We start from the raw sequence: 18,283 nt of genomic DNA, 5'->3' as shown, positions 1-18,283 counted from the left end.
ACGCAATATGGCCACCGGGGTTCTGGACTACGAGAGCGACGCGATCGTCCAGCTCATGAGCGTCGCGGAGGAGGACTGGACCGAGCAGGAGCTCATGGACGCGCTCCAACGGGCCGTCATGCTGGAGCTGTCGACCATCCCGCCGTACGCCACCGCGCTCTGGTCGATCACCGACCAGGACAACAGCAAGCCGGTCCGGCACACCATCCGCGAGATCCTCTTCGACGAGATGTCGCACTTCGGGCTGGTCTGCAACATGCTCACCAGCATCGGCGGCAAGGTCACCCTCACCGACCCGCTCACCGTGCCGAAGTACCCCGGCGAGCTGCCCGGGGGCGTCAACCCCGGGCTGGAGGTGTACCTCAGCGGGCTGAGCCGGGACTCCGCCGCGCTGTTCGCCGCCATCGAGAAGCCGGAGTTCCCGCTCGGCTTCGCGGCGGACGGCAACACCATCGGCGCCTTCTACCAGCGGATCGCCGACGTCTTCCCCAGGTTCGCGCACCTGCTCACCGGCCGGCAGCAGGTGAGCTTCCCGCTCGGGTCCGGCCACGGGGCCGGCAACGACATCGTCCCGATGAACGCCCTCGACGACGTCCTGAGCGCCATCCACGTCATCCAGGCCCAGGGCGAGGGCACCACCGCCTCCCCGGAGAACCCCTTCCCCGGCGCCCCGGGCGAACTCGCCCACTACTACGCGTTCAAGGAGATCGCCGTCGGCAGGAAGTTCGTCCGCGACGAGCAGACGGGGAAGTTCGACTTCGTCGGCCCCGACGTTCCGCTGCCGGCCACCTCCCCGGTCGGCCGCGTCCCGCAGGGCGGCTGGGCCAACTCCCCCGGCAACGAGCCGGACGCGACCACCGCCGGACACCTGCACACCTTCAACCAGCAGTACAGCGCCCTGCTGAAGGCCCTGGAGGACGCCTGGAGCCCCTCCGCGGCGGACCTCGGCCCGGCCATCCACCTCATGGGCGACCTGCGCCGCACCGCCCAGACGATCAACACCATCGAACTCCCCGCCAACCCCCACTTCACCTACGGCCCGGAGTGGCTGTTCGTCACCGGCTGACGCCGCCGGCGCGGCGGGCCCGCCGTCGGCTCAGCCCTTGACCGAGCCGGCGGTGAGCCCCTGGGCGAGGTAGCGCTGGAGGAACTGGTAGACCACGATCACCGGCAGCGAGGTGACCAGCGCCCCGGCCGCGAAGAGGCCGTAGTTCTGGTCCTGCTGGCCGGAGATGATCCCGTAGAGGCCGACCGCCACCGTCTTGGACTCGTTGGAGGTCAGGAAGATGCCGGCCAGGATGACGTCGTTGAGCGCGGTGGTCAGCGAGAGGATCGCGACCACCACCAGCATCGGCGCGGCCAGCGGGAGGATGATCCGGAAGAAGACCTGCGCGTGCCCGGCCCCGTCCACCTTGGCGGCCTCGTCGATCTCCTTCGGGATGGTGTCCAGGTACCCCTTCATCAGCCAGGTGTTCACCCCCATCGCCCCGCCGAGGTAGACCAGGAGCAGACCCCAGGGCGTGTCCAGGCCGATCGCCGGCAGCACGTCGCCGACCTCGGCGAACAGCAGGTAGAGCGAGACGACCGCGAGGAACTGCGGGAACATCTGCGCCAGCAGGACGGTGAGCAGCCCCACCCGCCGCCCCCGGAAGCGGAACCGGGAGAACGCGTACGCCGAGCAGACCCCGAGCAGCACGTTGAGCACGGCGAAACTGCCGCAGATCAGCGCCGTGTTGAGCAGCCAGCGCCCGAACGGGTACTGCTCGTCGGTGAACAGCGCGGTGAAGTTGGCGAACGAGGCGTGCTCGGGCAGCAGTGTGGAGGACTGCAGGGTGCCCAGCGGGTTGAGCGCGGCGGAGAACACGAACAGCAGCGGCAGGAGCGCGAAGCAGACGGCGAGGACGGCGACCAGGTGCCGCCAGCCGAAGCGGCGCAGCCATCGGACGGTGGCGGTCATGCGTTGAGCTCCTCAAGGGCCCGGGTGCGGTGGTAGCCGACCAGGGTGATCAGGCCGACCAGCAGGAAGATGAAGATCGACAGGGCGGCGGCGAAGCCGTACTGGGCGCCCTGTCCGCCGAAGGCCACCCGGTAGGTGTAGCTGATCAGGATGTCGGTGGCGCCGGCCGTCCCGCCCGCGCCGTCGAACGGGCCTCCCCCGGTGAGCAGTTGGACGGCGTTGAAGTTGTTGAAGTTGAAGGCGAAGGAGGAGATCAGCACCGGCGAGGCGGCCACCAGCAGCAGCGGGAAGGTGACCGCCCGGAAGGCCGTCCACGGCCCGGCGCCGTCGATCCGCGCCGACTCGTTCAGCTCGGCGGGCATGGACTGCAGCACCCCGGTGCAGATCAGCAGCATGTTGGGGAAGCCGAGCCACAGGCTGGTCAGGACGACCGCGAGGCGCGCGCTCCAGGTGTCGCCGAGCCAGTCGATCCGGGTATGCAGGAGCTGGTTGAGCAGCCCGAAGTCCCGGTTGTACATGCTCTGCCAGATCAGGATGCCGATGAACGCGGGCATCGCGTACGGCAGCAGGAGCAGTGAGCGGTAGAGCCGCTGTCCGCGCAGCCGCGGGTGGTGCAGGGTGAAGGCGAGCCCGAGGCCGAGTGCGAAGGAGGCGCCGGTGGAGAGCGCCGCGAAGCCGAACGTCCAGGCGAGCACGCCGAGGAAGGGGCCGCGGACGGCCGGGCTGGTGAGCACGGCGGTGAAGTTGGCGAAGCCGACGGTGCGGTGCCAGCCGGTCGGCAGGGTCCGTCCGGAGCCGTCGGTGGCGGTGAACCGGCCGTCCTCCGCGCGGTAGACGGTGCCGGTGCGGGTGTCGGTGAGGGTGTCGGCCCGGCCGTCGTGCACCAGCGTGGGCCGGGCGGTGGTGGCCGAGGAGAGTCCCTGGCCGACCACGAAGCCGCCGTCCACCGGGACCCGCAGCTCCTTCAGCTCCTGGGCGCGGCCGTTGACCTGGCCCGGGGTGAGGATCCGCAGGCCGGGTGCGGCGGTCACCCGGCCGTCGGGCGCGGTCACCGTGCCGGCCGGGGCGGGAGCCAGGCCGCGCGCGGTGCCGGCCTCGGTCCGGCCGGTCGCCGGGTCGGTGAGCAGCAGGACGAGCGGGCCGCCGGCCGGCTCGGTGGCGACGGTGAGCGTGTACGAGGCGCCGTCGGGGACGGGCTCCACGGAGTTGTCGACCAGCGTGCGGACGGCCTGCTCCTTGCCGAGCAGGTGCCCGTCGCCGTAGTCGGTGAAGGAGACCGCGACGATGTGGAGCACGGGGTAGACCACGAAGGCCAGGAAGAGCACGGTGGCCGGCAGCAGGTACTTGGCGGCGAGCCGGCGCGGCGAGAGGTAGATCCAGAAGGTCGCCCCCGCCCCCGTGGCGAGGACGCCGAGGGCGGCCCAGTGGCCGGCCTGGTAGAGCTTGGGCGTCGCGAAGAGGGCGAGCGCGGCGACCCCGGACAGCAGGATGATCTTCACCAGCTGCGCGGTCACGGCACCGGCCCGGCGGGGCGGGCGTCGCGGGGGCCCGGCGGCGGGGGCGGCCGGGCGCCTGCTGTCCTGAAGGGTGGGGGAGGTCATGGGGGTGGTCCCTGGTCCGTCCGGGAGGGGCGCGGGGCGCCGGGGGTGTCAGTGGCCGCCGGCCAGGGCGGCGCGGATGGCCTCGCCCGCCTGGCGCATGGTCTCGGCCGGGTCGGCGCCGGCCACGATGCTCGCCTCGGCCTGGCCGAGCGGGCCCCAGATCGCGTTCATCGCGGGAACGGTCGGCAGCGGCTGCCCGGCCTCGCCGGCGGCGGCGAAGGCGCCGATGTCCGGGTCCCCGGCGGTGGCCCTGGTGAGGGCCGAGGTCAGCGCGGGCGGCTCGGGCGAGGCCTGGTAGAGCGCCAGCTGTCCCTCCTCCGAACCGATCGCACGCAGCAGGAACTCCTGGGCGAGCGGCTGGTTCCTCGCCTTGGCGGAGAGGTAGAACGCCTGCACCCCGACGAAGGGGCGGGCCGGCCCCTTGCCCGCCCAGCCGGGCACCGGGGAGATCGCGTACGGCAGACCGGCCTGCTTGACCTGTCCGAGCGCCCACGGCCCGGCCACCAGGTACGGGGACTTGCGCCCGGTGAACAGCGAGATGGCGTTGGTGTCCACCGAGCGGTTGAACAGTCCGGCGCCCTTCTCCCCGTACTGCTTGAACAGTTCGCCGGCCGCGATCGAGCCCGGGCCGCCGACCCCGAGGTCCGCGGTGTCCCAGCCGCCGTCCGGCTTGCTGCCGAACAGGTAGCCGCCGGCCGAGGCGAACAGCGGCTGCAGGGCGTAGGCGTTGCCCTGCTGGCCGACCGGCAGCGCCAGCGGGACCTCGGCCTTCCCGGCCCGGACGGCGTCCTGGGCGGTGCCGGCCAGGTCCTCGAAGGTGGCGGGCGCGGCCGGGGCCAGTTCGGTGTTGCGGAACAGCACCAGGGTCTCGGTCGCGTACGGCAGGCCGTACTGCTGGCCGCCCTGGGCCACCGCCTCCAGGGCGGCGGGCTGGAACAGCGCCTTCTGCTGCGCGGTCAGCGGGACGGGGGCGACCGTGCCGTTCTGCACCAGGTTGCCGAGCCAGTCGGAAGCGCCGACCACCAGGTCGGGGCCCTTGCCCGCGTTGGTGGCCGTGACGTACGCCTGCTGGGTGTTGACGGACTGCGGGGCGACGGTGACCTTGACGCCGTGCTCCTTGCCGAAGCGGTCGGCGAGCGGCTGGAGGGCGGCGGCCTGCTGGGTCTGGGCCCAGATCACCAGGTCGCCCCCGTCGGCGGCGGCCGGCGGGGCGGTCGTCGGCCCGTCCGCGGCGGCGCTGCCGCCGGCGGGCGCGGGACCGGCGGAGGGGGAGGTGCCGCCGCAGGCCGTGACCAGCAGGGCGAGCAGGCCGAGCGCGGCGGTTCTGCGGTGGCGGGTGATCCGGTGGCGGATGGTCCGGTGGCGCATGGTCCGAGACTCCTTCGTCCGGGAGGGGTGCGGGGGTTGGGTCGCGGGGGCGGGGCCGCGGCCGGCGGGTCAGATGCCGTCCGCCGGCCGGTGCCAGCGCTCGACGGTGAGGTCGAGCCGGGTGTCGCGGTCGACCCGCAGCGGGTGCAGCACCCGCCGGCCGTCCGCGTCGACGGCGTCCAGGCCCCAGCCGCGCGAGACGCCGCCGTCGAAGCCGGTGCCGCGCGGCACCGCGATCCGGCCGCGGAACCGGCCCGGTCCGGCCGGGGCGCAGGGCAGCGGGCCGAACATCACCGGGGCGTCGTCGGGGGTGCCGGGCGGGACGGTCACGGTCACCTCCAGCACCGGGTGGGCCGGCAGCTGCGGGTCGACCGCGACCTCGGTGTGCGCGGCCAGCCCGTGGGCCCGGACGGTGACCGCCGTCCGCCCCGCGGCCAGCGGGCGCAGCCCGCCGTGCGGCGAGACGGCCGCGACCCCGGGGTGCTCGACCCGGTAGCCGGCCTCCAGCGCGGTGTAGCGCACGCCGTCGGCACGGACCGCGACCGGGTTGACGGCGCTCCAGGTCTCGCCGGGCGCGAGCAGGATCTCCGGCTCGACGGTGAGCGAGCGCACCGGCGAGGGCGCGCCGAACAGGTGCAGCAGCGCGTGCCGGGCGCGCGGGCGCCAGGCGTTCTCGTGGTGCGGGGCGGCCGGGTCCTCGTAGTAGAGCAGGTCGGCGCCGGAGGTGTAGCCGGCCTCGTCGACCAGCCGGCCGGCCAGCTCACGGGCCGGGCGGGCCATGATCAGCCCCTCCCGGCCGCCGATGTCCAGCCAGATCCGCCGCGGCCCGCGCCGCCGGTAGCGCTCGTGCACCACGCGTTCGCCGAGGCCTTCCGGGTCGACGTGGGTGAGGAACGGGGAGAGGACGGCGGCCAGGCCGAAGACCTCGGGGCGGCGGAAGGCGATGTGGTAGGTGACCAGGCCGCCCATCGAGGAGCCCATCAGCGCGGTGTGCTCCGGACCGGTCCTGGTCCGGTAGCGGGCGTCGACGAACGGCTTGACCTCGTCGGTCAGGAAGGCCTCGTAGCGGTGGCCCTTCAGCGGGGTGCCGGGGGTGCGCCAGTACTCGGCGACGTGGGAGTACTCGACGCCGCGGTCGGCGCCGGCGTTGGGCACGGCGACCGCGATCAGCTCGGGGATCAGGCCCTCGGCGTACAGCGCCTCCAGCGTCCGGTCCACCGCCCAGGTGGGCTGCTGCCCCTGGTCGAAGACCTGCTGGCCGTCGTGCAGGTAGAGCACCGGGTAGTCGGCGTCCGGCCGATCGTCGTAGCCGGGCGGCAGGTGGACCAGCAGGTCCCGTTCGTTGCCGAGCGGTTCGGAGCGGAAACCGGGGATCCGCTCGATCCGGCCCCGGCGCACGGTGGTCGCGCTCATCGGGCCACCGACCAGACGTGCACGGCCGGGCCCTCGGCGGGCAGGTCGCGGCCCGGGACCAGCTGCGGCCCGCCGAGCAGGTGGGTGGCGTGCCACTCCCCCGCCACCGGCGGGTGGTCGGCCCGGCTGATCTGCACCAGGACCGTCTCCCGTTCGTCCTCCCGCTCGAACAGCAGGACGTCGCCCTCGGCGACCAGCCAGCGCAGACCGCCGCCGGTGAGCGCGCTGTGGCTGCGGCGCAGCCGGACCAGGTCGCGGTAGGTGCGCCAGGTGTGCTGGTCCCAGGCGGACTCGTCCCAGGGGAACGGCTTGCGCCCCTCCTCCAGGCCCTCGCCCAGCACCCCGACCTCGTCGCCGGAGAACACCATGGGGATGCCCGGCAGGGTGAACAGCAGGGCCGCGCCGAGCAGTTGGCGCTCCGGACCGGCGAAGGTGCGGAACCGGGCGGTGTCGTGCGAGTCCAGCAGGGTCAGGTTGTGGGCGCGGCTGCGCCAGGGCAGCGCGGCGCCGAAGGCCGTCATGGTGGCGCGCACCCGGGCGGCGTCGTAGTCGGGAACCGGCCCGGGGACGGCCCAGAAGTCCTTCTGGTCGTGCTTCTCGACGAGCCAGCTCCAGACCGGCCGGGTGAAGCCGGCGTAGCTCATGGTGCCCTGCCAGCCGTCGCCGGCCAGGGCGAGCGAGGCGTCGTGCTGGTGCTCGGCGAGCAGGACGGCGCCGGGGTTGGCGGCCCGGACGGTGGCCGCGGTGGTGGTGGCGACCAGGTGGTTGAGCTCGACGTCGCCGCGCCGGCCGGCCATCTGCGCCACGTCGACCCGCCAGCCGTCCAGGTGGAACGGCGCGCCGAGGTACTTGGCGATCACCGAGTCGGGGCCCTCGTAGAGGCGGCGGCGCAGTTCGGCCGAGCGGTGGTCGAAGGTCGGCAGGGTGCGCACGCCCAGGAAGGTCGCGTAGTCCTCCGGTCCGCCGTCGCCGAAGAAGTAGAAGCCGGCCTCGGGGCTCCGCGGGTCGGACTGCGCGGTGCGGAACCAGTCGTGCCCGTCGCCGGAGTGGTTGAGGGTGATGTCGCCGATCACCTTGATGCCGCGCCGGTGCGCCTCGGCGGTGAGGGCGATCAGCGCCTCGTCGCCGCCGAGCGCCGGGTCGACCCGGTCGAAGGAGACGGCGTCGTAGCGGTGGTTGGAGCGGCCCTCGAAGAACGGGGTCAGGTAGATCACGGTGGCGCCGAGCCGCTGGATGTGGTCGATCTTGCGCACCACGCCCCAGAGGTCCCCGCCGTACATCTGCTGGAGGGCCTCGGCGTCGCCGGTGCGCAGCGGGGTGTCCCAGTCGGCCGGGCGGGCCCAGGAGGCGAGCGGGGCCTCGCCGGAGCGGTGGTAGCGGTCCGGGAAGATCTGGTAGACCACCGCGTCGCCGGCCCAGGCGGGCGGGGCGGGGTGGGTGGTGAGGCGGAAGTCGGTGGCGTCGGGCAGGTCGTGGTCGTGCAGGCCCGCGGCGGTGAGCCAGCGCCCGCCCTCCGGGGTGTGCAGCCAGAACCGGTAGTTCATCTCCGGGTTGACCATCTCCAGGACGGCCCGCCACCAGGTGGTCCCGCTGCCGTCGACGCGGTCGACGACGGCGGCCGTGAAGTGCGGTTCGCCGTCCGGGACGGAGCGCAGGAAGACCCGCTCGACGTCCTGCCCGGCGGGCACCCTGACCAGCAGGTCGACGCGCTGCCCGAGATGCGGGGCGAGGTCGCCGACGTACCGCGCGGACCCGTCGTGGTGCGGCTGGTGGCGGGCGGCGAGGCGGTGGCTGCTGGCCGTGTCCATGGGGCTCCTCGGGGCGGGTGGGCAGGTTGACGGAAGCCGGCATTCCGCTTTTCCGGGCCGACGAGGGAACCGTAACGGCGATGAAACTGTTGCGCAATATGTTGCTAAGATTGTTTCATCCCGGTGCGCGGCCTGCCGCGCCGGGCTTTGTAAGATGCAGGCCGGACCAGACCGGAGGACCAATTGAGCGGCCCGTCACTGCGCGACATCGCCGCCCGGGCGGGCGTCAGCGCCGCCTCGGTGAGCAGGGTGATCAACGACCGGCCGGGCGTCTCCGACGACACCAAGGTCAGGGTCGCCGAGGCCATGCGGGAGCTCGGCTGGCAGCCCGACCAGGGCTACGACCCGCACCAGGGCGCGCTGATCGGCATCGTCGTCCCCGAACTCGACAACCCGGTCTTCCCGCTGCTCGCCTCCGCGATCGAGGTGCAGCTCGCCAAGCACGGCCTCACCGCCGTGGTCGGCACCTCCACCCGCCAGGGCACCGCCGAACTCGGCTACATCGACGTCCTGCTGCGCAAGGGCGTCTCCGGCCTGGTCCTGGTCTCCGGCCGGCACGCCAACCCCGACGCCGACCACGGCTTCTACCGGCTGCTGCACGAACGCGGCATCCCGATGGTGCTGGTCAGCGGCCGGGTGGAGGGCCTGGCCGTCCCCACCGTCGCCACCGACGAGGCGCTCGGCGCCCGGATCGCCGTCGCCCACCTGCGCGAACTCGGCCACCGCCGGATCGGGCTGGCCGGCGGCCAGGGCTACCTGCGGCCCTCGCTCAACCGCCTGGACGGCTACCGGCGCGCGATGCGCGAGCTGCTCGGCGAGGAACCCCCCGCGGACTGGTACGCCGAGTCCGCCTACTCGATCGCCGGCGGCGCGGCCGCCGCCCGCCAGCTGCTCGACGCGGACGTCACCGCCGTGATCGCCGGCAGCGACCTGATGGCCCTCGGCGTGGTCCAGGCCGCCCGCGAGGCCGGCCGCACCGTTCCCGGCGACCTCTCGGTGATCGGCTACGACGACTGCTACCTCGCCGCCCACAGCAACCCGCCGCTCACCACCGTCCGCCAGCCGATCGACGAGATGGGCGCCGCCGTCGCCGACGCCCTCTGGCGCCGGCTGGAGGGCCACGGCGGCCGGGCCCGGGACTACCTGTTCACCCCCGTCCTGGTCGCCCGCGACTCCACCGCCCGCGCCCGGGACTGAGACCGCGCACACGCCGGAGGGCCGGGGGCTGCTGCCCCCGGCCCTCCGTCAACTCCCGGGCGGTGTCAGTCGTTCGGGACGGTCGCGTAGCGCGCGGTGCCCTCGGCCATCTGCCGCAGCGCGTCCTTGCGGTCCCGCTTCGACAGCTTGTCGATGTAGAGGAAGCCGTACAGGTGGTCGGTCTCGTGCTGCAGGCAGCGCGCGAAGAAGCCGGTGCCCTCGACGCGGATCGGGTTGCCGTCCTTGTCCCGGCCGGTCACCGCCGCGTAGTCCGGGCGGGGCAGCTCGGCGTAGGCGGTCGGGACCGACAGGCAGCCCTCGTTGCCGTCGTCCAGCACCCGCTTGCGGTCCTTGGGGAACTCCTCCAGCACCGGGTTGATCACGTGGCCGATGTGGCGCACGCCCTCGTCGTCCGGGCAGTCGTAGACGAAGACCTTCAGGTCCACGCCGATCTGGTTGGCGGCCAGGCCCACGCCCTCCGCCGCGTACATCGACTGGAACATGTCGTCGATCAGCGCGGACAGCTCGCCGTCGAAGGCCGTCACGTCCTTCACCTCGCGGTGCAGCACGGGGTTGCCGTAGACGGTGATCGGGCGCGCCGTGCCCTTGGAGAGGTCCGGCTCCTCGCCGACCACCTTCGGGGTCTCGTCGTGCTCGTGCTGGTCCTGCTCCGCCATGTCTTCCGCTTCCCTAGGCCTACGCGTACCGGACCAGGGTACTCAGGGCGCTCAGCAGACCTCTTCGAGATCCCGGTAGGCCCGGGTTCCCGGCGACGCCGCGGCCCAGCGGTCCAGCAGCACCCGCACCAGGTGCGCCGGGGCGGCGATCCCGCACTCGCGCTCGGCCAGCCAGGACATCCCGCCCGCGCCGGGGCTCAGGTGGCTGAGGTGGCCGGGGTGCGCGGCGTCCCCGTCGTCGTGCGGGTCGTGGTGGGCGGTGTGGCCGTCGTCCGAGGCCATCCGGCTCTCCGAGCAGGCCCGGCAGAGCAGCCGCACCGAGGACGTCCAGTCCTCCGCCGCGTAGCCGGCGTCCGCGACCAGCCGCTCCAGCGCGTCCCGGTCCGCCTCGGTGGCCGCCTGCAGCAGCACCACGTACGTCGGCACCGGGGACGGCGCCCACAGCTCGATCTCGTCGAACACCGGGTAGGCGACGCCGTCGGTGACCCGCTCGCCGTGCGGGGCGCCGTCGTGCAGCACCACCTCGCCCCAGCGTCTTCCGGAGGACGGCAGCGGGATCGACAGCACCTCGATCCGGGCCGGGTCCAGTCTGCGGCCCCAGACCACCTCGGACTCGCCGTCCGGGGAGAGCCGCACCGGGGTCGTCCCCAGGTCCAGGCTGACCGGCCCGTCCTCCCGCGCGTTCGGGCCGCCGGGCAGCTTCAGCCCGTACGCCTGCCAGGCCCGGCGGGCCAGCGGCCAGTCCTGCAGCGCGGTCGCGGTGATGCCGAGGTTCCACCAGTCCGGGGCGCCCTGCTCGCGGTCCAGCAGCGCCACCGCCCGCAGCCCGGCCGCCCGGGCCTGCTCCCAGTCGCGGCGGAACTTGTGCAGCAGGGCCAGGTTGAACCAGGAGTCGGACAGCCACGGCTCCAGGTCGGCCGCCATCACCAGCAGGGCGCCGGCGTCCTCGTAGCGGCCGTCACCGATCAACGTGAAAGCCCGGTCGGTCGTCTGCCGCCAGGTGGCGGACGGCCGGTGCCGTGCCCGGTGGAAGATCCTCACGTTCGTCCCTGCCGTCGTCGTCCGCTCAAGTCCCGCAACCGCTCCCGCGTCACGGGCCCGGTGCTCCGGGTCGGTTTTCCACGCTACGACCGCATCCAACCACGACGGCCGCCGCCCGCGCTCCCCACCGCCGGGGTTGCCCGGTTCCGTCCCGGCCCGTTTCCGGCCCCTCCCCCAGCCTGCCCGCCCGGCCCCGCCGCCTCAACCCCGGACGACCCCTGCCGGACCCCGGACCCGGCCGTCCGGCCGCCCCCGGGCGCCCCGGCCGCGCCGCCGGACGCGGTCAGCCGCGCACCCGCACCAGCGCGTCCACCACCCGGGCGTCGTACACCCGGCCCCGCTCCAGCCGCAGCGCCTCCAGCACCTCCAGCCGGCCCACCGCCTCCCCCACCCCGCGCTCCCGGGCCGCCGTCAGCAGGTCGTCGTGCGCGTTCGCCACCCGGATGATCCGCGCCGCCAGCGGCACCGCCCGCCCGCCGCCGTCCGGCCCGGGGAACGGGTCGGCCAGCCGGGCGACCTGCTCGGCCACCCGCCGCGGCACCCCGGTGCGCCGGATCACCTCGCTGCCCAGCCGGGCGATCCGCTGCTGCTCCTCGTCCGGCAGCAGGGCCGTCGCCCCGCCCGGCACCGGCTCCACCAGCGACAGCTGCCCGACGTCGTGCATCAGCGCCGCGTACTCCAGCAGCGCCAGCTCCCGGGTGCCGAGGCCGAGCTCGCGGCCGACCGCGCACGCGGTGTCGGCGACCCGGCGGGCGTGCCCCGGCGGCGTGTACCCGGCGACCTCGGTGGCCTTGGCCAGGCTGGCGATGGTCTGCCCGGTGGTGGCCCGCACCGCCGCCGCCCGCCGGAAGGACACCTGCGCCAGCAGCAGCGGCGCGCAGAACAGCGGCAGCGCCCAGAGCCCGACCTCCCCGGCGGCCAGGCTGACCAGCATGCCGGTGGCGGCGATCGCGGTGCCGATCCCGAACAGCGAGCGCAGCTCGTCCTCCAGCGCCGCCGGGAACCGCAGCCCGCTGCGGGCCTGCCGCAGCAGCGCCGCCAGCACCGCGTCGCAGAGCGCGGCCAGCGCGGCCACCGCCGTCAGGAACGCGCCGTACGCGGGGCCGTCGGCGGAGAACCGGTCCACCACCCCGCTGGTGTAGAGCGGCTGGAACACGGCGGCCGCGAAGCCCGCGCCGAGCAGCCGCCGCGCCGCGCCGTCCCGCCGGGCCCGCTCGCGCCAGGGGGCCGGCCCGGGCGGCCCGGCCCCGCGCACCCGCCCGGCGGCCGCCCGCAGCGCCGCGGGCAGCAGCGCCAGCAGCAGACCGGCGCCGGTCACCGCCGTCACCTGGAGCACCCCGGGCCCGGCCGGCAGTCCGCGCAGCGGCCCGAGCAGCGCGTACGCCAGCGCCCCCGCCGCCCCGATCGGGGTCTGTTCGCGGTCGCCCGGAAGAGTGATCCGCACGCACTCGCCGAGCGCGATCAGCGCGGTGAAGGCCAGCGCCACCCCCGGCTGGGCGGGCCCGCGCACCAGCACCGCCCCGAGGGACGCCGCCAGCAGCGCCAGGGCCGCCCCGTGCACCGCGCACACCGCACCGGCGCACCCCTCCTGTGCATCCGCGCGCCCGGCGCCCGACCGCCGCCGCGCGCCGCCCTCCGCGATCGGCGCGCCCACCCGCGCGCCCCACCCCGCGCCCCGCCGCACCTCGCGCCGCGCGCTCACGAGGACCCGGCCGTCGGGACGCCGCCGCCACCCTGGACCGGCACCGCGCCCGGAGCGGGGCCCGCGCCCGGCGCCGGACCCGGGTCCGCACCAGGCGCCGGGCCCGGAGCCGGAGCCGCCCGGGCCGGTTCGGGAACGCCGAGCGGGATGTCCGGCACCTCCTTGATGCACTCCGGGGGCGGCGGCAGCACCGGCTGCCAGTCGTGCACGGCCAGCGCGTCCACCAGCGCCCGCACCATCACCGGGTCGAACTGGCTGCCCGAGCAGCGCTCCAGCTCGGCGACCGCCTCGGTGACCGGGCGGCCGCGCCGGTAGGAACGGGTGGAGGTCATCGAGTCGAAGGCGTCGGCGACCGAGATGATCCGGGCGAACTCCGGGATCTGCTCACCGGCCAGCCCCGCCGGGTAGCCGCGGCCGTCCATCCGCTCGTGGTGGTGCAGGATCCCGGCGTGTGCCTCGCCGAGGAAGGCGATCCCGCGCACCAGCTCGTACCCGTGCACCGGGTGCACCTCGACGGCCCGGCGCTCCGCCTCGGTGAGGGGACCGTTTCTGCGCAGCAGCTCGGTGGCCACGCCGAGCTTGCCGACGTCGTGCAGGATGCCCGCGTAGCGCAGGGTGCGCAGCCGCTCGGCCTCCATGCCCAGCTGATCGGCGATCAGCACCGCCGCCCGGCCGACCCGTTCGCTGTGGCCCCGGGTGTAGGCGTCCTTGATCTCCACCGCCTGGACCAGCGCCCGCACGGTCGCCTGGTGGGCCTCGCGCTCCCGGTGCCCCTGGGCGAACACCCAGGCCGAGATGGACAGCGGCAGCAGGGCCAGCAGCGCCGCGAACGCGCCGTACGGCCCCTGCCACAGCACGGCGAGCATCAGCCCGCCCGCCGCGTGCACCAGTACCGCGAGCCCCGGCACGACGGTGGCGCCGTCGCGCCGCCCGGCCGGGCAGCGGCCCTCCGCCAGCACCCGCATGCCGCCCACCAGAGCCCCGTTGACCAGGCAGAACGCGGCGAGGGCGGCGAATGCGGGCAGCAGTGCGGCCGGGAAGCGCGAGCCGAGCAGCAGCTGCGGCCCGGCCAGCAGGTGGAACACCGCCGAGGACGCGAAGGCGGACAGCGCGAGCTGCGCGCCGTTCCACACCTGGCGCCGCCGCCCGCCCGGCCCGGCGGCCCCGAGCAGCGCGGCCGGCACGGCGGCCAGCCCGGCGGCGGCCGGCGGCAGCATCAGCACCCCGGCGAACAGCACCGGGAAGAACGCGTTGACGCCGGGCCTCGCCGGCCGGCGGGCGCGCAGCGGCGGACGGCGCAGCAGCAGCCACGCCAGCCGCAGGCACGGCGTCGACAGGCCCTGGGCGAGCGACTCCCAGCAGGCGTGCAGGAAGGCCAGCAGCCCGACCTTCGGCCAGTCCACCGGGGCGCCCAGCCAGTGCACCGCCGCCGGGCCGGGCAGCGGCAGCAGCGTCAGCAGGCAGCAGAGCGCCGCCGCCGGCACGGCCACGAGGTAGCGCGCGGCGCCCGGCGGAAGGTCCCCGTCTCCACTGTCGGTAGCGATGTCGACCTCCCCGCGTGCTGGCCCGCGCCGCCCTGGCCCGTCCTCCCGGACCGCCGCCGGCCGTCCGCGCACGCCGAAGCGGCGGCGCACGGCCCATGGTGAGCGTCCGTCAGGAGAATAGGGCGCCACTCCGGCACGGGGACGCGTGATCGCGCAATGCCGCTGCTGGCACACCGCCAACTCACTCGATCGAGTGAGGACGCGGCCCCGGCGGAGGGGACGCGGACGCACGGCGGCCCCGGGAGCATCCGCTCCCGGGGCCGCCCGCGTGCCTCGTCCGGTCGTGCGCCGTCCGGCGCAGCCGCCCGCCTCAGGTCCCGGCCGCCGCCTCCGCGGCCCGACCCGGCCCGGCCGGCTCACCGGCCGCCTCGGCGTGCACCTCCAGCGTCGTCTCGACCGCCACCACCACCGCCTCGCCCGAGCGCTGGCCGGCCCGGATCGAGTCGATCCTGGCCAGCACCTTGCCGCGCAGGTCGGCCGGGGTGTCGTCGCAGCCGCAGGAACGCTTGATCAGCGCCTTGATCGCCTGCTCCAGTCCGTACTGCTTCAGGCAGGGCGAGCACTCCTCGAAGTGCACGCGCAGCTTGGCGCAGTCGCCCTCGGCCATCTCGTTGTCGAGGAATTCGTAGAGGTGGTCGAGGACCTCGCCACACTCGGTGTCGTGCGGATCGCCGCAGCTCATGAGCCCGAGCCCTTCGCTTCCTGCCCTGCCCCGCTGCCGGCCGGGACCAGCCCGCGCTCACGGGCGTAGTCCTCCAGCATGCCGCGCAACTGACGGCGGCCACGGTGCAGCCGGGACATCACCGTACCGATGGGAGTACCCATGATGTCCGCGATCTCCTTGTACGCAAAGCCCTCGACATCCGCGAGATAGACGGCGATGCGGAACTCCTCCGGAATGGCCTGGAGGGCGTCCTTCACATCGCTGTCCGGAAGGTGGTCCAGGGCCTGGGTCTCCGCCGAGCGCAGACCGGTCGACATGTGCGACTCGGCCCGGGCCAGCTGCCAGTCCTCGATCTCCTCGGCGGCGGTGCGCTGCGGCTCCCGCTGCTTCTTGCGGTACGAGTTGATGAAGGTGTTGGTGAGGATGCGGTACAGCCACGCCTTGAGGTTGGTGCCCTCGCGGAACTGGTGGAAGGACGCGTAGGCCTTCGCGAACGCCTCCTGCAGGAGGTCCTCCGCGTCGGCGGGGTTGCGCGTCATCCGCAGCGCGGCCGAGTACATCGGATCCAGGTAGCCCAGGGCGTCGCGCTCGAAGCGCTCCCGCCGGGCCTCCTCGGTCTCCTCCGCCGACACCCGGAAGGTGTCCTCACCGATCGCCTCGGCCAGCTCCTCACCGGTGAGCGCCTCGCCCGCGGGCAGGCCCTCCTCCGGGCCCCGGCCCGGCTCGGCCTCGTGCTCGGTCCCGACGACCGGACCCACCTCCTCGGCATGACGGACACGGCCCACCGTGGGCCGCCCCGAAAGGGAGGATATCGGGCCGACGGGCTTCTCGCCCGCGACTAGCCAGTCCGACCAGGAGGGAGCGAACGCCGACGCGGCCTCGCGCTCCTCCGGCCGCTCGGGGCACGCGATCGAACCCATCTGCCCTGCCTTCCACCGGGACTCCACCTGACGAGGGTGTCAACCACGCCGGCCCCGCCCGCATTCCCGCACCCCCGCGGCCCGGCTCACACCACCCGCAGCACCCAGTCCCCGACCGCCGAGACGATCAGCTCCAGCAGCTCCTGCTGCCCCACCGCCGCCCGCTTCGGCACCTCGAAGCCGTGGTTGCCGGCCGGCAGCGCCACCAGCTCGTGGGAGTCCGGCAGCTCCGGGAACTCCGCCGGTCCGCCGAACGGGTCCGCCGCCCCCTGCACCACCAGCGTCGGCAGCCCCGAGCCGAGCAGTTCCCGGGCCCGGCTCCGCTCCGGCCGGCCCGGCGGGTGCAGCGGGAACGCCAGCGCCACCACCCCCACCGCACCGCCCGCCGCCCCGGTCCGGCAGGCCACCCGCGCCCCGGCGCTGCGCCCGCCCACCACCAGCGGCGGGCCCGCCGCGGCCAGCCGCCCGGCCACCGGCTCCCAGCCGGCGTCCAGCGTCCTCGGCGCGGGCGCCACCTTCTTCCCCGCCACCCGCCAGGGCTGCTCGACCAGCGCCACCGACACCCCCCGGGCGGGCAGGGCGGCGGCCAGCGCCGCGAGGTCCCGCGCCTCGATCCCGCCGCCGGCGCCGTGCCCCAGCGCCAGCGTCGCCCGCGGCGCGGGGGCCGGGTGCAGGGTGATCCGGGCGTCCCCGACGGGCGTGGGCACCGTCTCCGTGGTCACGGGGGCGGCCTTCGCGGCGGTCACGGCGGTGGTCCTCTCGGAAGGGGGCGGTCAGAACAGGGTGGTCTCGTACTCGGGCTCGGTGTGGGGCTCGGTCAGCCCGGCGTGGTCGTTGCGGATGCTGCCGACCTCCGGCGACACCGGCGTCACCCGCAGCGCCCCCGGCGGCGGCGGTGTCAGCAGCCGCCGCAGCTCCGGCGACCCGCTGTCGTCCAGCCGCGGGTCCAGCCAGGCGTCGAACGACCCCGGGTCCAGGTACAGCGGCATCCGCTCGTGGATCGGCGCCAGCAGCTCCTCCGCCCCGGTCGTCACGACGGTGAACGTCACCAGCCAGCCCTCCGGGTGGTCCGAGGGCACCGCCCGGTTGCGCCAGAACTCGTACAGCCCCGCCAGCGCCAGCGGCGCGCCGTCCGCCCGGGACACGAAGAACGGCTTCTTGCGCGCCCTGCCCCGCTCCCCCGGCACCGTCTGCCACTCGTAGTAGCCGTCCACCGGCAGCACGCACCGGCGCGAGGCGAACGCCTGCCGGTAGGCCGGCTTCTCGTGCACCGTGTCCGCCCGCGCGTTGATCATCTTCACCGCCGTCTCCGGCGACTTCGCCCACTGCGGCACCAGCCCCCAGCGCAGCACCCGCAGCTGGCGCACCGGCGCCGGCGCCCCCTTCACCGGCCGCTCCAGCACCACGAAGGCGCTCTGCGTCGGCGCGACGTTCCAGCTCGGGTCCAGCGTCTCGGCCGGATCCCACTGCTGGACGCCGAACAGCTCCACGATGTCCCCGGGCCGGCTACTCGCGGCGAAGCGACCACACATACCGTCAGCTTGCCACGGCCCCGTCCGCCCCCGGGCCCCCGTCCGCCCCGAGAACCACCCGCCCCCGGACCGCCGTCCTCTCCCGTGGCAGGCTGCCACCCCGGGACGAACGACCGGACCGAGACGGAGGAGCACGATGGACGCCAGGACCCTCGACGAGCTGTGGACCGCCGTCACCGGCACCCAGCCCGCCCCGCCCGGCTGGCTCGCCCTGGCCACCGGCGCCGCCGCGCTGCTCACCGTCCTCGCCCGCCCGCTGTGGCGGATCGCCCGGGGCGCCGTCACCATCGCCCACGAGGGCGGCCACGGCCTCGCCGCCCTCGCCACCAACCGCAGGCTCGCCGGCATCCGGCTGCACTCCGACACCTCCGGCCTCACCCTCTCCTACGGCCGCCCCACCGGCCCCGGCATGGTCCTCACCGCCGCGGCCGGCTACACCACCCCCGCCCTGCTCGGCCTCGGCTGCGCCGCCCTGCTCGCCGCCGACCGGATCACCCTGCTGCTGTGGCTCGCCGTCGCCCTGCTGCTGGCCCTGCTGGTGCGGATCCGCAACGCCTTCGGCTGCTTCGTCGTGCTGCTCGCCGGCGGCGCCTTCTTCCTGGTCTCCTGGTTCGGCTCCCCCGAGGTCCAGGCCGCCTTCGCCTACCTCGGCACCTGGTTCCTGCTGTTCGGCGCCGTCCGCCCGGTCCTCGAACTCCAGCAGCAGCGCCGCCGCGGCGAGGCCCGCGACTCCGACGCCGACCAGCTCGCCCGCCTCACCGGCATCCCCGGCCTCGCCTGGACCACCCTGTTCCTCGTCGCCGCCCTCGCCGCCCTCGCCCTCGGCGCGAGCTGGCTGCTGCACCCCCTCTGACCGCCC

Annotated in this window: 16 protein-coding genes; 3 read left to right on the top strand and 13 right to left on the bottom strand. The window is 74.9% G+C overall.

What is annotated here, in order from left to right:
- Positions 1-7: 7 nt before the first annotated feature.
- Positions 8-1,066 (top strand): ferritin-like protein, encoded by a 1,059-nt coding sequence (locus ACFVVL_RS30275; RefSeq protein WP_387680819.1) that lies wholly within the window; start codon positions 8-10, stop codon positions 1,064-1,066.
- A 30-nt stretch (positions 1,067-1,096) separates the two neighbouring features.
- On the opposite strand, the gene ACFVVL_RS30270 is transcribed toward ACFVVL_RS30275, so the two are convergent.
- From ACFVVL_RS30270 to ACFVVL_RS30250, 5 genes are all read right to left on the bottom strand, one after another.
- On the bottom strand, positions 1,097-1,957 hold the full coding sequence (locus ACFVVL_RS30270) for a sugar ABC transporter permease (RefSeq protein WP_380289780.1): 861 nt from the start codon (positions 1,955-1,957) through the stop codon (positions 1,097-1,099).
- Positions 1,954-3,558, bottom strand: coding sequence for an ABC transporter permease subunit (locus ACFVVL_RS30265; protein WP_387680816.1), 1,605 nt, complete (start codon positions 3,556-3,558; stop codon positions 1,954-1,956). The genes ACFVVL_RS30270 and ACFVVL_RS30265 overlap by 4 nt, the downstream gene beginning before the upstream one ends.
- Positions 3,559-3,606: 48 nt before the next feature.
- A complete protein-coding gene (locus ACFVVL_RS30260; protein WP_387680814.1) occupies positions 3,607-4,926 on the bottom strand; it encodes an extracellular solute-binding protein in 1,320 nt (439 codons plus the stop codon).
- 69 nt (positions 4,927-4,995) lie between these two features.
- Positions 4,996-6,339: an alpha/beta hydrolase-fold protein gene (locus tag ACFVVL_RS30255; protein ID WP_387680811.1), complete on the bottom strand. Its 1,344-nt coding sequence runs from the start codon at positions 6,337-6,339 to the stop codon at positions 4,996-4,998.
- Positions 6,336-8,147 carry a glycoside hydrolase family 13 protein gene (locus tag ACFVVL_RS30250; RefSeq protein WP_387680808.1) on the bottom strand — a complete coding sequence of 604 codons (1,812 nt, stop codon included), beginning with the start codon at positions 8,145-8,147 and terminating at the stop codon, positions 6,336-6,338. The genes ACFVVL_RS30255 and ACFVVL_RS30250 overlap by 4 nt, the downstream gene beginning before the upstream one ends.
- Before the next feature lie 183 nt (positions 8,148-8,330).
- Here ACFVVL_RS30250 and ACFVVL_RS30245 point away from each other — a divergent pair, with 183 nt between their 5' ends.
- Positions 8,331-9,344 (top strand): LacI family DNA-binding transcriptional regulator, encoded by a 1,014-nt coding sequence (locus tag ACFVVL_RS30245; protein WP_380289770.1) that lies wholly within the window; start codon positions 8,331-8,333, stop codon positions 9,342-9,344.
- Between the two features lie 65 nt (positions 9,345-9,409).
- Here ACFVVL_RS30245 and def read toward each other — a convergent pair whose 3' ends face one another.
- The 8 genes from def to ACFVVL_RS30205 all read right to left on the bottom strand — a co-directional run bounded on the left by def (position 9,410) and on the right by ACFVVL_RS30205 (position 17,424).
- Positions 9,410-10,021, bottom strand: coding sequence for a peptide deformylase (def, locus tag ACFVVL_RS30240; protein WP_380289768.1), 612 nt, complete (start codon positions 10,019-10,021; stop codon positions 9,410-9,412).
- A 51-nt stretch (positions 10,022-10,072) separates the two neighbouring features.
- The gene (locus ACFVVL_RS30235; RefSeq protein ID WP_380289766.1) at positions 10,073-11,062 is read right to left on the bottom strand and encodes a tetratricopeptide repeat protein; all 990 of its coding nucleotides are present in this window, start codon (positions 11,060-11,062) and stop codon (positions 10,073-10,075) included.
- Between the two features lie 283 nt (positions 11,063-11,345).
- Complete coding sequence (locus tag ACFVVL_RS30230; protein WP_387680803.1) at positions 11,346-12,623, bottom strand: HD-GYP domain-containing protein; 1,278 nt, start codon at positions 12,621-12,623, stop codon at positions 11,346-11,348.
- A 137-nt stretch (positions 12,624-12,760) separates the two neighbouring features.
- Positions 12,761-14,248 (bottom strand): HD-GYP domain-containing protein, encoded by a 1,488-nt coding sequence (locus ACFVVL_RS30225; RefSeq protein ID WP_387680800.1) that lies wholly within the window; start codon positions 14,246-14,248, stop codon positions 12,761-12,763.
- Between the two features lie 370 nt (positions 14,249-14,618).
- On the bottom strand, positions 14,619-14,990 hold the full coding sequence (gene rsrA, locus ACFVVL_RS30220; RefSeq protein WP_380295038.1) for a mycothiol system anti-sigma-R factor: 372 nt from the start codon (positions 14,988-14,990) through the stop codon (positions 14,619-14,621).
- On the bottom strand, positions 14,987-15,730 hold the full coding sequence (locus ACFVVL_RS30215; RefSeq protein WP_380295037.1) for a sigma-70 family RNA polymerase sigma factor: 744 nt from the start codon (positions 15,728-15,730) through the stop codon (positions 14,987-14,989). The genes rsrA and ACFVVL_RS30215 overlap by 4 nt, the downstream gene beginning before the upstream one ends.
- Positions 15,731-15,978: 248 nt before the next feature.
- On the bottom strand, positions 15,979-16,638 hold the full coding sequence (locus ACFVVL_RS30210; protein WP_387680796.1) for an alpha/beta family hydrolase: 660 nt from the start codon (positions 16,636-16,638) through the stop codon (positions 15,979-15,981).
- Positions 16,639-16,665: 27 nt separating this feature from the next.
- Positions 16,666-17,424 carry an SOS response-associated peptidase gene (locus tag ACFVVL_RS30205; protein WP_387680793.1) on the bottom strand — a complete coding sequence of 253 codons (759 nt, stop codon included), beginning with the start codon at positions 17,422-17,424 and terminating at the stop codon, positions 16,666-16,668.
- Positions 17,425-17,560: 136 nt separating this feature from the next.
- Between ACFVVL_RS30205 and ACFVVL_RS30200 the strand changes: the two genes are divergently transcribed.
- On the top strand, positions 17,561-18,277 hold the full coding sequence (locus tag ACFVVL_RS30200; RefSeq protein WP_380295031.1) for a M50 family metallopeptidase: 717 nt from the start codon (positions 17,561-17,563) through the stop codon (positions 18,275-18,277).
- Positions 18,278-18,283 lie beyond the last annotated feature (6 nt).

It is taken from the genome of Kitasatospora sp. NPDC058115, assembly GCF_042884635.1.
Taxonomy (GTDB): domain Bacteria; phylum Actinomycetota; class Actinomycetes; order Streptomycetales; family Streptomycetaceae; genus Kitasatospora.
This window is presented reverse-complemented; position numbering and strand designations above follow the sequence as displayed.